The sequence below is a fragment of the Allomesorhizobium camelthorni genome (genome assembly GCF_011045125.1).
GTDB classification, from domain to species: domain Bacteria; phylum Pseudomonadota; class Alphaproteobacteria; order Rhizobiales; family Rhizobiaceae; genus Allomesorhizobium; species Allomesorhizobium camelthorni.
This window is the reverse complement of sequence record NZ_JAAKZF010000110.1, coordinates 1-13,264: the sequence shown is the minus strand read 5'-3', so window position 1 is coordinate 13,264 and position 13,264 is coordinate 1. Positions and strand designations below refer to the sequence as shown.

The window sequence follows — 13,264 nt, the reverse complement described above, 5'->3', positions numbered from 1 at the left end:
AACCTGCCTGCGCGTCGGCGGCTACATCCGCTACGACATCGGCATCGGGCAGCGCGGTCTTGAAGATGTCCTCGACAAGGAAGATCTGTCGGACGGCGTCATTGACGAGAACGACACCTACTACAAGCGCGCCCGCTTCCAGTTGCGCGTCGACAGCCGCTCGGAAACCGAACTCGGCACGCTGCGCACCTACGCCGCGATCAACTTCCAGTACAGCACGGTTGATGTCGGCGGCATCACCGATGCAGTCTTCGCTACGGAGTTCGAGCATGCCTATATCGAGCTCGGCGGCTTCCGCATCGGCAAGACCGATTCGCTGTTCTCGACCTTCACCGGCTACGCCGGTGGCGTGATCGGCGACGATTTTGTCAGCTACGGTCCGTTCGGCACGCACCAGATCGCCTATACCTTCAACGGCGGCAACGGCTTCTCGGCCGCGATCGCCCTCGAAGAGGGTGACGGTTCGTCTGCTGATGGTGTCCTCTTCAACGACTTCACGCTGGACAGCTATGTCCCGCATGTGGTCGGCGGCTTGGCCTGGACGCAGGGCTGGGGCGGCATCTCGGCGGTTGCTGGCTACGACGCCAACTGGGAAGAGTGGGCCGGCAAGGTTCGCCTGGACGTGAACGCAACCGAACAGCTCGCTCTGTTCATCATGGGCGGCTACAAGTCCGGCGCGGATGAAGATTTCGACGGCGTGCTGGATGCCGACCGTCCGAACTACTATGGTAGTTGGTCGGGCGACTGGGCTGTCTGGGGCGGTGGCACGTTCACCGTTTCGGAAAAGGCCAAGATCAACGTCCAGCTTTCGTATGATGAAGACGAGAACTTCGCTGCCGTTGCGAACGTGAACTACACGCTCGTTCCGGGCCTCGTGATCACGCCTGAAATCTCGTATGTCGACAACCTCGACGACGACGATGATGATGGCGACGAGATCGGCGGCTTCCTCCGCTTCCAGCGGACGTTCTAATAGCACTTGGTGCGCAGTTGACCCGGACGGCTTCGTCCGGGTCAACTTTTTAGCAGATCGATCGTGGACTGCTGCGTTCGACGTGATTTTGACGGGCAACAAGTCAGGGGGCTGACGGAGGGGGTAAACCTAGAGCAGAGTTTCGCTGGGCTGCGGAATTTTGCGTATCGCGATCTGAGGCGAAGAATGTCTCTCGCTATTGTCTTTTTCTTACATTTCGTGCTTGTGCTTCGTCGTCTTTTATTCGGGGCGGGGGCGCTTTGGTAATGAAACTTGACGATGACAATAGGCTATGGAAAGATGGTATATCCTTCACTTCCTTCAGCTCGCAAACGGCGGATTATGCGCTTTCCAAGCTTAGCAAAGTCGAAGCTTTCAGCATATCCGACCTTTTTTCCCTCTATAAAGACATTTTGTGGGACGACGGAAACCACAAATACAATGTCAGTTCCTTCCTTGGCGAACTAGACGAGATACTGCTTGGAGAACGCTTCAGCGTTCTTGACCAGGATACCGTCGACGGCCTGATCGGAAAATTGCGCGAACGCGGCAACAGCAACGCAACCATCAATCGAAAGATGGCGGCGCTCAGCAAATTGCTGCGCAAGGCGTATAAAATGGGAAATATCCACAACCTTCCGGAATTCCGCCGCCAAAAAGAGCGCGCCGGACGAATCCGCTTTCTGGAGCGGGAGGAAGAGGACCGCCTTTTCTCCGCCGTGAGATCGAGAAGCGAGGATTGCTACCGGCTCTGCATCTTCCTGGTCGACACCGGTTGCCGCCTGGGCGAGGCGATCGGGCTCATCTGGAACGACGTGCACGATCATCGCGTGTCCTTCTGGATAACGAAGTCTGGGCGCAGCCGAACCGTTCCGCTCACGGCCCGAGCGCGGGAAGCGCTGATCGTCGGAGGCGTCCGGGCGAAGGGGCCGTTCTCGATGCTGAACCAGCCGAATTTCAGGGCAATCTGGAACGACGCCAAGGCGGAAATCGGCCTGGGTACGGATCTACAGGTGGTTCCGCATATTTTGCGCCATACCTGCGCTTCCCGCCTCGTCCAGGGCGGCATCGACATCAGGCGGGTCCAGATGTGGCTTGGCCATCAAACCCTCCAGATGACAATGCGCTACGCGCATCTCGCGACCAACGACCTCGATTCCTGCGTCGGCGTCCTCGAACGCAGGATCGCCTAGAGCCATTCTGGTGGGCGAAAAGAACCGGAACCTTCGGTCCGCCAACCCGTTTTTCTGACGATCGCCTGCTGATCGATCCCAGTCGAACAGGAAAGGAAATCATCATGAAACTCAAAGTGCTCCCGATCGCAGTTCTCGCGGCGACGCTTGTCAGCGGCGCCTTTGCGCAGACAGCCCCGGTCCAGGACGAGAGCGGCCCGGCCCCGGCGGTCGACCCGACCACGACCAGTTCCCTGGAAGACACCAATCTGATGAGGCCCTTCTTCACCGACGACACGTTGACGACGATGCGTCCGATCGAGGAGTTGAGGAGCGCCTGGGCGGCAATGTCCGAGCAGAACCGCACGACCATGCTCAGGGATTGCGAGGAGAACCCGTCCATCAAGTACCGCGAGTTCTGCGGCGCCATTGAAAGCATGTAGCAGCAGGAGTATCGCGCTTTCGAAACGGCGGGCCGCGGCCCGCTGTTTCGTTTTGCGCCGCTATTCGGGATCCGCAGCCGGCATCGCAGCCAGAAAGCCCAGCACGGCTTCCCGTTCGGCCGATCCGCCGCCATGCAAGGAGCTCGTGCGCTACGAGATCAACCGGTTCCGGTGTTCCGGCCCTTGCGCTGAGGGAACAGCCTGAACCCTTTTGTGATGGTCCAGCCCGCCTTCCCGCAAAAAAATCGCATGCAATCCGAAGGTTTTTTGCTATCGCTGGCCGGCCGCCTTGTCCCCATGCCAAAGTGCCCGCCATGCCCAGCCGCCCGCTGCTTACGCCGATCGTCGAAGCCCTTCCGGCAACGGTGCCGTTCGTCGGCCCCGAGGCGCAGCAGCGCGCCAGCGGCAAGCCGTTCCGCGCACGCATCGGCGCCAATGAGAGCAGCTTCGGCCCCTCCCCCCGCGTCATCGAGACGATGGCGGCTACGGCGCGCGATATGTGGATGTATTGCGATCCCGACAATTACGAGCTGAAGGCAGCACTTGCAGCCCATCTCGGCGTCGACATCAGGAATGTCGTCGTCGGCCAGGGCATAGATGGGCTGCTCAACATCGCGGTTCGCATGTATGTCGCGCCGGGCGATGCGGTGGTCACCTCGCTCGGCGCCTACCCCACCTTCAACTTTCATGTCGCGGCCAGCGGCGGCCGCCTCGTCACTGTTCCCTATGCCGACGACCGCGAAAACCTCGATGGTCTGCTCGCCGCCGTGAAGCGCGAAAATGCCCGCATGGTCTATCTCTCCAATCCGGACAATCCGATGGGCACATGGTGGGAAGCCAACGAAATCACCCACTTCATCGAGGCGCTGCCTGAAACCACGATGCTCATCCTCGACGAGGCCTATGGCGAAACCGGGCCGGCATCGGCTATGCCGCCGATCGACACGGCGCGTCCCAATGTGCTGCGCATGCGCACATTCTCCAAAGCCTACGGGCTTGCCGGCATACGCTGCGGCTATGCAGTCGGTGAGGCGCTGGCCATCGCCTATTTCGAGAAGATCCGAGACCATTACGGCGTCAGCCGCATGGCGCAGATCGCAGGGCTCGCAGCACTTTCAGACCAGGCCTACCTCCACGAGGTCATCGCCAAGGTCGCCGCGGGGCGCGACCGCATCGCCGGCATCGCCCGCGAGAACGGCCTCTCCCCCATCCCTTCGGCCACAAACTTCGTTACCATCGATTGCGGCCGCGATGGCGCGTTCGCGCTCAAGGTGCTGCAGAACCTCATTGCCCGCGGTATCTTCATCCGCAAACCGATGGCTCCTGGGCTCGACCGCTGCATCCGCATCAGCGTCGGGCTACCTGACGAGCTGACGCTGTTTGCCGAAGAACTGCCGGGGGCGCTGGCTGCGGCTCGCCGCTGATCAGAGCATTTTTGGCTCGGGCGGAACCGCCCCTCACCTGCCTGCCGGCATCCTCTCCCCGTGAAGGACGGGGAGAGGAGCGCGCTCCAGCGTTGATGCCCCCTCTCCCCGTCCTTCACTGGGAGAGGGTAAGGGTGAGGAGCGGCATCTAACCAAACCAAAAGAGCCCTAGCCCTCTTCCGAGGTCGCGGTTCACTCTCGCAAGTGCTCGCGCAACGTCCGCTCGAAAATAGAGAGCGCCTCGGCGAACTGGCCGCATTTCAGCACGGCGAAGCCGACGCGCATGTGTTCGGGCATTGCAAAGCAGTCGCCCGGCGCTACCAGCACTCCCTTGGCCGCCAGAGCCTCGCAGAACGGGCGGCTGTCGCGCCCGTCGCGAAACCATGGGAAAGCGACAGTGCCGCCAGCGGGCTTTACCCACGCCAATATGTCCGCCACACGTTCCATATGCGCCGAGAGCGCGGCCAGATTTTCTTCCGCAACCGCCTGAAGCCTTGCCAGCAACGCCTCGCGATGAAGCAGCGCATCGGTCGCCAGCGCCTCCAGAACCGGCGAACTGCTGATCGTGAAGTAGCTTCGTGCGTCGATGATCTTCTTGCGTCGCTCGGGATCGGCATCGACGATCCACCCCATGCGCAGACCCGCCAGCGACAGCGCCTTGGACATGTCGCCGATCACAAGCACATTGTCGACGGCCGCCGCCGATGCTGGCCGTGCGTCGAAATAGAGCGGGTGATAGACCTCATCGACAATAAGCGGCACGCGGCGTTCCGCCAGCGCGGCAGCGAGCGCGCCGATCTCGTCCGACGGCATGATCGCGCCCGTCGGATTGTGCGGCGTGTTTACCAGAGCCAGCACGGTTTCGCCGTCGGCCGCCCCAAGCACACTTGCAGCGGACAGCCGATAGCTGTCTTCGCGCGCCATACCGTAATGGCGCACGCCGAGGCCCCAGACATTCGCCATGACCTCGAAGGCAGGAAATGCCGGCGACGGCAGGACGACATTTCCGCTCGGCCGGGCCGCCAGGCAGAAAAGAACCGATAGCGCCTCCGACGCGCCGGTCGTCACCACGACCCAGGCGGGATCGACCCCGAGAAACGCTCCGATTGCCTCGCGAAGCGTGCGGCTTCCCTCTGGCGGCGCGTAGCTGACCGTCACATCGTCGAGACCCGACCTGCCTGAAAGGGACAGCAATTCGCCTACAGTCCATTTCGGCCCGGTGCTTGACGCCAAGTCGTACGCAATGGGTGGCGACGCAAATTGATACTTTGCGAGCCAATGGTCGAGGAGAAAAGGCGGCAGATCCATGGCGTAGCTTTCTCTGGCAGGATTTCGGGACAAACGATCTTTTCGCGAGGCTTCTGCACTATCCGGCAAACGGCTTGTTTTCCCATAGGCCTGGCAGATGGAAAGTGTTGGCCGGCAGCGGCTGTTACACACCACTGCCGAGAAGCTCCTCCAGCCGATCGAGCAGCGGCCGCTGGCCTTCGATGATCTTTTCACGCGCATCCGCCAGCGAGAACCAGCCGGCGCGATCGACTTCGGGAAAGGAGGCGACGCGTCCGCTTCGCGGTGGCCATTCCATCTCGAAGCTGTTGCTTGCCAAAGTGGCGGGATCGAAATCGCATCCGGCCGCGAAGGCGGTGACGATCTTGCCGGCTTTCTGCCTGATGTCGCCGAGCGGCGTCATTTCGTCGGCGATCGTCCAACCGGTCTCTTCGGTGAATTCTCGCCGGGCCGCGGCTTCCGCATCCTCATTGTCAGCATATTCGCCTTTCGGGATCGACCACGCGCCCAGATCGCGCTTTTGCCAGAACGGCCCGCCTGGATGGACGAGCAGGACTTCGATCGCCTCTGCCCGCTTTCGATAGACGAGAGCACCTGCGCTTCTTGCGGCCATGCCTCACCATCAGCCGTTATGGGCTTTCATGCAAGTCCATTTGCCTTGAATTAATTGAACGTTCGTTTTATTATCCCTAAACAAGGAGCGATGATGGCGCGCACGACAGGATCGGACGGCGGCAGAACCGAGGCAGCGACGCGTGAAGCGGCGCTTAGCCTCATCGCGCGCCATGGCTACGAGGCCGTCTCGATGCGGCAGCTCGCTGCCGAAGTCGGTGTCCAGGCGGCGGCGCTCTACCGCTATTTCCCGACCAAGGAAGACCTGCTGTTCACGCTGATGCGCGAGCATATGGAGGGCCTGCAGCAAGCTTGGGAGGCGGCGCGGCCGGCAGCGCCCGATCCCGCCGCGCGGCTCTCGGCCTTCGTCGAGAACCATATCCGCTTCCATGTCACCCGCCGCCATTCCACCCATGTTTCGAACATGGAGCTGCGCAGCCTGTCCAAGGACCGGCTTTCCCAAATCCTGCGCCTGCGCGCGACTTATGAGAAGGAACTGCGCCAGATTCTTCGCGACGGCGCCGAGGCAGGGCTGTTCACCGTAGACGATGTCGGCATGACCGCCATGGCCATTATCCAGATGATCACCGGCGTGATCGTCTGGTTCCGCCCGGACGACCGGCTCTCTGTCGAAGAGGTCGCAGAAACCTACCTTTCCATGACAAAGCGCCTTGTGGGCGCGGACGCCGCCAGGGAGAAGCAAAATGTACGACCGCACGCTGAATTTCGGGCTGGGTGAGGACATAGACAGCCTGCGCGACCTGGTGCGTCGCTTCGCGCAGGATAGGATCGCGCCGATCGCGGCGGAGATCGACCGCAGCAACGTCTTCCCCGCGCATCTGTGGGCCGAACTCGGCGCGCTGGGTGTGCTCGGCATCACCGCCGATCCCGATTTTGGCGGCTCCGGCATGGGCTATCTCGCCCATGTTGTGGCTGTGGAGGAGATTTCGCGCGCCTCGGCCTCCGTCGGGCTTTCCTACGGCGCTCATTCCAACCTCTGCGTCAACCAGATCAACCGCTGGGCGACGCCTGAGCAGAAGGAAAAATACCTGCCGCCGCTGTGCTCCGGCGAGCATGTCGGCGCGCTCGCAATGTCGGAATCCGGCTCCGGCTCTGATGTCGTTTCGCTGAAACTGCGCGCCGAGAAGAAGAACGACCGCTACGTGCTGAACGGCACCAAAATGTGGATCACCAACGGCCCCGACGCCGACACTATGGTGGTCTATGCGAAGAGCGATCCCGAGCGCAAATCGCGCGGCATCACCGCCTTCATCGTCGAGAAGAAGATGCCGGGATTTTCGGTTGCGCAGAAGCTCGACAAGCTCGGCATGCGCGGCTCCAACACCGGTGAACTGGTGTTCGAAAACGTCGAGGTGCCATTCGAAAACGTGCTGCACGAGGAAGGAGCGGGCGTCGAGGTCCTGATGTCCGGCCTCGACTACGAACGCACGGTGCTCGCCGGCGGCCCGCTCGGCATCATGGCCGCCTGTCTCGACGTGGCTGTCCCCTATGTGCACGAGCGCAAGCAGTTCGGCCAGCCGATCGGCGAATTCCAGCTGGTGCAAGGCAAGCTTGCCGACATGTATGCGACGATGAGCGCCGCGCGGGCCTACGTCTACGCTGTCGCGGCGTCGTGCGACCGCGGTCAGACGGAGCGCAAGGACGCCGCCGGCTGCATCCTCTTCGCCGCGGAAAAGGCGACGCTGATGGCGCTCGACGCGATCCAGCTGCTCGGCGGCAACGGCTATATCAACGACTACCCCACCGGCCGCCTGCTGCGCGACGCAAAACTCTACGAGATCGGCGCCGGCACCAGCGAGATAAGACGCTGGCTGATCGGGCGGGAGATCATGGCGGAGGGAGTTTAGTTGGCAGAGCTTTACATGTTGCCATGTTTTGCATATTTGCCATAGTTAGGCTTGTCTGGTAGCATCCGGTCCGGAACGATCGGAGTGAATGATGCCTCCTCCCAAGAAGGCTCGCCGGTTTGCCGAAGAAGCCGCTGAGTTCAACCACGCACAAGCTGTAGCCGGGACCGCTTCCGTCGGCCCTGTGAGGGCGACAGTGGGTGAAGGCGGGCGGCTGGTCATCCCGGCCGAAATGCGGAAAGCTATGGGAGTCAAGCCGGGAGACACATTGGTCCTGAAAGTCCAGGGTGGCGAACTGACGGCAATCTCTCAACTGGTCTCGATCCGAAAGGTCCAGGAGCGCCTGGCTGCCTACAAGAAGCCGGGAGAGAACGTGGTCGATGAGTTTCTGGCGGATCGGCGGGAAGAGCGACGGCGAAGCGATGAGCGGCTCGACCGACTGCATGCTGAAGGCATGGCGATGAAGAAGCCATGACGGCATACATGCTCGACAGTTCCGTCGTGCTCGCGGTGCTGTTCAACGAAAAAGGCGCTGACAACGCGTTGCGCTATTTCAAGGACGGGCAGTGCTGCGGCGTGAACGTTGCGGAAATCGTCGCGCGTCTAATCGACAAGGGCCGCACTCCGGATGAGGCGGTGAGCGACTTTGAGGCCTTGGGGCTGGACATCTCCGGATTTAGCCCTGAGAGCGCCGTTCTTGCCGGGCGGCTGCGTCTGGCCACCCGGCACAAGGGCCTCTCCCTCGGCGACCGCGCCTGCATCGCGCTGGCCATCCACGAGAACGCCGTCGCTGTTACCGCCGATCGCTCCTGGGCCGACCTCGATCTCGGCTGCAAGGTCGAGCTCATCCGCTGACGCGGATGCGCCCCATCATCCCGAAGCAGCCTCTCAGAACCTGATATCCGCCGCCGAGGTCAGCTTGCGCTCGGCGACGACCGCGCCTTCGAAAACTTCGCGCACGCCCGTGGCGGCCATCGGATCGACATTGCGCAGTCCCTTGAAGTCGAGCCCCGTCAGTTCCTCGATCCGGCTTATTCGGACCTGCCGCAGATCGAACCGGCCCACGTCGAAGCGCTCGGCCGCGAGGTTGCTGATGAGGTCCGTCTGGTGCAGCACGAAGCCGACGGCGCGCAACTCGTCGCCTCGCGACCGGTAAGCCACCACCTTCCAGAAGGCGCTCGGAATGAGCAGGCCGCGATGCGTCCTGTCGTCCTTGCCGAAGACCGGGCCGTTGAAGATCGACAGGCGCTGCATGTCCTGCTTTGCCTGGTCGGTGATGTGGTTCTCCAACTCGCCCCAAAGCCGCAGATCGCCCGGCTGCGACAGCTTGCTCTGGTTGAAGACCTGGTGCTGGGGCGCGCAATTCGTCCAGTGGAAGGTGTCGTCATTGGCGAGCTTGGCCTCGTCGGCGGTCATGCCCCAGCCGGCGTCGTAGCGCCGGGCAAGATGGCCGCGATCGAGCGGGTTGTTCTTGTAGAAGCGGTTGTCGGCCTGCAGGCCCACGTCGATGCGGGGATCGAGGAACCAGTCGTCGGCGCCGCGTTCCTCGACGAAGGGCGCGGCCGCATCGTAGTTGACCGCCGAGACGTAGGCCAGCCGCCGGCCCGCGTTCATGAGAACGCTGAAATGGTAGTATTTCAGTTCGACCGAACCGTCGGCCAGCGCCGCCGGTTCGCCGTGCCGCCGGTCGACCAGGTCGGGCATCGGCACGGAGACGCCAAGGAAGCCGACGTCGAAGCCCGGCCGGCCGTCATAGTCGGGCGCGGGCCGGACCCGCTCCGCCAGCAGCGCCGCCCCGCCAAGCTCGGCGCGCACCGAGCGTACCCCGCCGACCTCCACCGTGATCGTCACCGGTACGGTGATCGTCGCCGTTCCAGCGAGATCGAGCGCGCAGGTTTTCGCGGAGCCGCCGTCAAGCGCCACGCCTTCCTTGCGGAGCGGCCCTATTTCCGTCGTGTCGGATTTTCCCAGCAGTTCCGTCAAGAGCGCGGCCGCGCCGGCCGACAGGCCCTCGCGCTGTTTCAGGTGGTTGATGATGCGCGAGATGCGGATGCCCTCGTTGCCTATCCAGGCGATGTCCTCGACGGGCATGGTGTCTTTCCAGACCTTGCCGTCCCTGGTCAGATAATTGCCGGCGGCGTCACGCGCGGGCACCGAGGAATGATGCAGCGCGACCACCTCCCAGCGGTCGTTGAAGACCGGAGAGCCCGACGAGCCGGGTTCGGTGTCGCCGAGATAATGCGCGAAGCCGTCGAGATCGCCGAGCGGCAGCGCGCTGAGTTCGTTCTCGCGGATCACCACTTCCTTCATCCGGCCCTGCGGATGCTGGACGATGTTGACCGGATCGGTGACGAGGATTTTTCCCTCCACGCCGACCAGCGGGCAGAGGCCGAAATCGGCGAGTTTTGCGGTCCCCATTCCCGGCGCGGGCTTCACCGCGACCAGCGCGAAGTCCAGCGCCTTGTCGTTCAGGAAGAAGCGGGCGGGGTCGAGATGGAACGACTGGACCAGCTTTTGCCTGCCGAGACGGTCGCGCTGGTAATCGAACTCGGCCATGCTGGCGGCGGCCCATTCGGCGTTCTCCAGCACATGCTCGTTGGTGAGCAGCAGCGACGGCGACACCATGAAGCCGGTGCCATAGCCGAGGCTGCCGCCAAACTCGGTCCTGATGCGGGCGACCGAGCGCATGGCGAACGAGCCGAGTTCGAAGAACTCCGCCGACAGGAAATCCTTGGTCGGGCCGATCACACGCTCGACGAACAGAGAGTCGATATTGGCCCTGGTGACCGGCTTGCGCCCGGCCAGTTCGCGCACCGGCGCCGGCAGCGCCGTCTTCTCCACTGCCGCCATGTTCTCCAACTGGTGGCGCAGCCGGTTGGCGTGCTTGACGATGCGCTCCTTGCTGTCGATCTCGTCGAAGCGCCCTTCCGCCTTGGCTCGCGCCCTCTTGTCACGTTCGGGCTTCGTCGCCTCCCAGCGGTCAGCCGCCGCGTTGATGATTTCGTAAGAAAAATGAAACGTCCCGCCCACAATTTTTCTCCCCTCAAGGTTGAAAATCGTTCCCACGCCCTGCGATAATACTACTCCTGCGTGTCTTCCTTTGCAACTCTCCTCACCCTACGTCAGTTGCACATCCGCCGTATGACAGGGGCCGAGTTCCCCGGCGCCGCCGCATCGGGCGGCCCCGCGGACGCCGTTCCGCCCCGCTGTTGCGCCGGCCTTGCCGACCTGTGTAAACATCCGGGTCCAGCGAACGGCGCAGCAGGCCTCCATGACCGTCATCCAGTCCCAGATCTCCCCCTCCTCCGATCTCTTCCGCGCCAACGCCGAAAAGATGCGCGCGCTCGTCGCCGACATCTCTGAAAAGGCCGCGACCGTGCAGCGCGGCGGCTCGGACGAGGCCCGCGAACGCCATGCGTCGCGCGGAAAGCTCCTGCCGCGCGACCGGCTGACGCAATTGCTCGATCCCGGCTCGCCCTTCCTCGAGATCGGCCAGTTCGCCGCCTTCGGCATGTATGACGACAATATCGCCGCAGCCGGCATGATCGCCGGCATCGGCCGCATCGAAGCCAAAGAGATCATGGTCGTCGTCAACGACGCCACGGTGAAGGGCGGCACCTATTATCCGCTCACCGTGAAAAAGCATCTCCGCGCCCAGGAGATCGCCATGCAGAACAATCTGCCCTGCGTCTATCTGGTCGATTCCGGCGGCGCCAACCTGCCCAACCAGGACGAGGTCTTCCCGGACCGCGACCATTTCGGCCGCATCTTTTTCAACCAGGCCAACATGTCGGCCATGGGCATTCCGCAGATCGCCTGCGTCATGGGATCGTGCACGGCGGGCGGCGCCTATGTGCCGGCAATGGCGGACGAATCAATCATGGTGCGCAACCAGGCGACGATCTTTCTCGGCGGCCCGCCGCTGGTGAAGGCCGCGACCGGCGAGGACGTGACGGCGGAGGAGCTCGGCGGCGCCGATGTCCACACGCGGCTCTCCGGCGTCGCCGACCACTACGCCATGGACGACGACCACGCGCTCGCCATCGTCCGCCGCATCGTCCGCAACCTCAACCGGAAGAAGCGCATCGACCTTGACCTCCGCGATCCTCTCCCGCCGCTTCATGCAGCCGACGAGATTTATGGCATCGTGCCGCAGGACACGCGCCAGCCCTACGATGTGCGCGAGATCATCGCCCGCATCGTCGACGGGTCGGAACTCGACGAGTTCAAGCAGAATTACGGAACGACTTTGGTCACTGGCTTCGCCCACCTCCACGGCATGCCGGTCGGCATCATCGCCAACAATGGCGTGCTGTTTTCCGAATCCGCGCTCAAGGGCGCGCATTTCATCGAGCTATGCTGCCAGCGCAAGATCCCGCTGGTCTTCCTGCAGAACATCACCGGCTTCATGGTGGGGAAAAAATATGAGGCCGGCGGCATCGCCCGCGACGGCGCCAAGCTGGTCACGGCGGTCGCCACCGCGCAAGTGCCGAAGGTGACGATGATCATCGGCGGCTCGTTCGGCGCCGGCAATTACGGCATGTGCGGCCGCGCCTATTCGCCCCGCTTCCTGTGGATGTGGCCCAACGCCCGCATTTCGGTGATGGGCGGCGAGCAGGCCGCGACCGTGCTCGCCATGGTCAAGCGCGAGGGCATCGAGCGCCGCGGCAAGAAATGGTCGTCCGAGGAGGAAGCCGAATTCCGCCAGCCGATTTTGGAAAAATACGAGCGCGAGGGCCACCCGCTCTATTCCTCCGCCCGCCTCTGGGACGACGGCATCATCGACCCTGCGCGCTCGCGCGAAGTGCTGGCGCTGAGTCTATCCGCTGCGCTGAACGCGGAGGTGAAGGAGACGAAGTTCGGGGTTTTCAGGATGTGAGGGGAGCGCACAACCGCGGTATCGCGGTTATCTTCCTTTTCCTGATCTGGAATTGTACTCTTTTACAAACTCCGTTGTAATCCAAACTGTTTGCAAATCCCTTCTTCCATATTCGTCGATTCCGACTGCAACATTCTTATAATACCGCTTGGGAAATTGTTTAAGAGCCTTTTCATACTGAACCATAATAAGTACGGCATCACTTGTCTGTGGAAGATCATCGTCGCTCAATATGTCAAGAAATTTCGCCTCCGGCTCTTTCTCAAGGACCTTCCTGAGCTCATTTAGTGCTCTGTTAATTATTGAAACCTTTCCTTTATTCAGGATCGCGTCCGGTTTCTTTCTAGAAAGCTCTCTGACTTCGGCTATTAGCCCAGAAAATATGCCCTTCGTAGCTTCATAGGTTTCGACGATCTCATTTGTTGTGATATGTTCGAACTCGGTCATCTCCGTCCAATCTTTGACCCAACTTGAACAGTTGGAGGTGAACGGATGGCGAACACTGTCCGTTAAGCTATTGAATTCACTTGCATTGAATTTCCGGCGCGAAAATGTGTGGTAACAACATTTGTGCTGTTATCCGTGTTTTGTATGGATCTTACGGCA

Annotated in this window: 13 protein-coding genes; 9 read left to right on the top strand and 4 right to left on the bottom strand. The window is 62.0% G+C overall.

Annotated elements, in window-relative coordinates; genetic code table 11:
• The 4 genes from G6N73_RS31930 to G6N73_RS31915 all read left to right on the top strand — a co-directional run.
• On the top strand, positions 1 to 973 hold a 973-nt coding region (locus G6N73_RS31930), incomplete at its 5' end, for a porin (protein ID WP_165033946.1).
• 266 nt (positions 974 to 1,239) lie between these two features.
• Positions 1,240 to 2,166 carry a tyrosine-type recombinase/integrase gene (locus G6N73_RS31925; RefSeq protein WP_165033945.1) on the top strand — a complete coding sequence of 309 codons (927 nt, stop codon included), beginning with the start codon at positions 1,240 to 1,242 and terminating at the stop codon, positions 2,164 to 2,166.
• A 104-nt stretch (positions 2,167 to 2,270) separates the two neighbouring features.
• The gene (locus tag G6N73_RS31920) at positions 2,271 to 2,588 is read left to right on the top strand and encodes a hypothetical protein (protein ID WP_165033944.1); all 318 of its coding nucleotides are present in this window, start codon (positions 2,271 to 2,273) and stop codon (positions 2,586 to 2,588) included.
• 314 nt (positions 2,589 to 2,902) lie between these two features.
• A complete protein-coding gene (locus tag G6N73_RS31915) occupies positions 2,903 to 4,012 on the top strand; it encodes a pyridoxal phosphate-dependent aminotransferase (RefSeq protein ID WP_165033943.1) in 1,110 nt (369 codons plus the stop codon).
• 192 nt (positions 4,013 to 4,204) lie between these two features.
• On the opposite strand, the gene G6N73_RS31910 is transcribed toward G6N73_RS31915, so the two are convergent.
• Positions 4,205 to 5,320, bottom strand: a complete 1,116-nt coding sequence (locus G6N73_RS31910; RefSeq protein ID WP_165033942.1) for a pyridoxal phosphate-dependent aminotransferase — start codon at positions 5,318 to 5,320, stop codon at positions 4,205 to 4,207.
• A 124-nt stretch (positions 5,321 to 5,444) separates the two neighbouring features.
• Entirely contained in the window at positions 5,445 to 5,912 is a 468-nt protein-coding gene (locus G6N73_RS31905) for an NUDIX hydrolase (RefSeq protein WP_165033941.1), read from the bottom strand.
• Between the two features lie 93 nt (positions 5,913 to 6,005).
• On the opposite strand from G6N73_RS31905, the gene G6N73_RS31900 reads away from it, so the two are divergent.
• From G6N73_RS31900 to G6N73_RS31885, 4 genes are all read left to right on the top strand, one after another.
• The gene (locus G6N73_RS31900) at positions 6,006 to 6,650 is read left to right on the top strand and encodes a TetR/AcrR family transcriptional regulator (RefSeq protein WP_165033940.1); all 645 of its coding nucleotides are present in this window, start codon (positions 6,006 to 6,008) and stop codon (positions 6,648 to 6,650) included.
• A complete protein-coding gene (locus G6N73_RS31895; protein WP_165033939.1) occupies positions 6,616 to 7,779 on the top strand; it encodes an isovaleryl-CoA dehydrogenase in 1,164 nt (387 codons plus the stop codon). The genes G6N73_RS31900 and G6N73_RS31895 overlap by 35 nt, the downstream gene beginning before the upstream one ends.
• A 91-nt stretch (positions 7,780 to 7,870) precedes the next feature.
• The gene (locus tag G6N73_RS31890; protein WP_246252740.1) at positions 7,871 to 8,254 is read left to right on the top strand and encodes an AbrB/MazE/SpoVT family DNA-binding domain-containing protein; all 384 of its coding nucleotides are present in this window, start codon (positions 7,871 to 7,873) and stop codon (positions 8,252 to 8,254) included.
• An 8-nt stretch (positions 8,255 to 8,262) separates the two neighbouring features.
• Positions 8,263 to 8,634, top strand: a complete 372-nt coding sequence (locus G6N73_RS31885; protein WP_246252739.1) for a type II toxin-antitoxin system VapC family toxin — start codon at positions 8,263 to 8,265, stop codon at positions 8,632 to 8,634.
• A gap of 33 nt (positions 8,635 to 8,667) precedes the next feature.
• On the opposite strand, the gene G6N73_RS31880 is transcribed toward G6N73_RS31885, so the two are convergent.
• Positions 8,668 to 10,809, bottom strand: a complete 2,142-nt coding sequence (locus tag G6N73_RS31880) for a DNA/RNA non-specific endonuclease (protein WP_165033937.1) — start codon at positions 10,807 to 10,809, stop codon at positions 8,668 to 8,670.
• Between the two features lie 241 nt (positions 10,810 to 11,050).
• Between G6N73_RS31880 and G6N73_RS31875 the strand changes: the two genes are divergently transcribed.
• On the top strand, positions 11,051 to 12,658 hold the full coding sequence (locus G6N73_RS31875; RefSeq protein ID WP_165033936.1) for a carboxyl transferase domain-containing protein: 1,608 nt from the start codon (positions 11,051 to 11,053) through the stop codon (positions 12,656 to 12,658).
• A 27-nt stretch (positions 12,659 to 12,685) separates the two neighbouring features.
• On the opposite strand, the gene G6N73_RS31870 is transcribed toward G6N73_RS31875, so the two are convergent.
• Entirely contained in the window at positions 12,686 to 13,105 is a 420-nt protein-coding gene (locus G6N73_RS31870) for an SGNH/GDSL hydrolase family protein (protein ID WP_165033935.1), read from the bottom strand.
• Positions 13,106 to 13,264 lie beyond the last annotated feature (159 nt).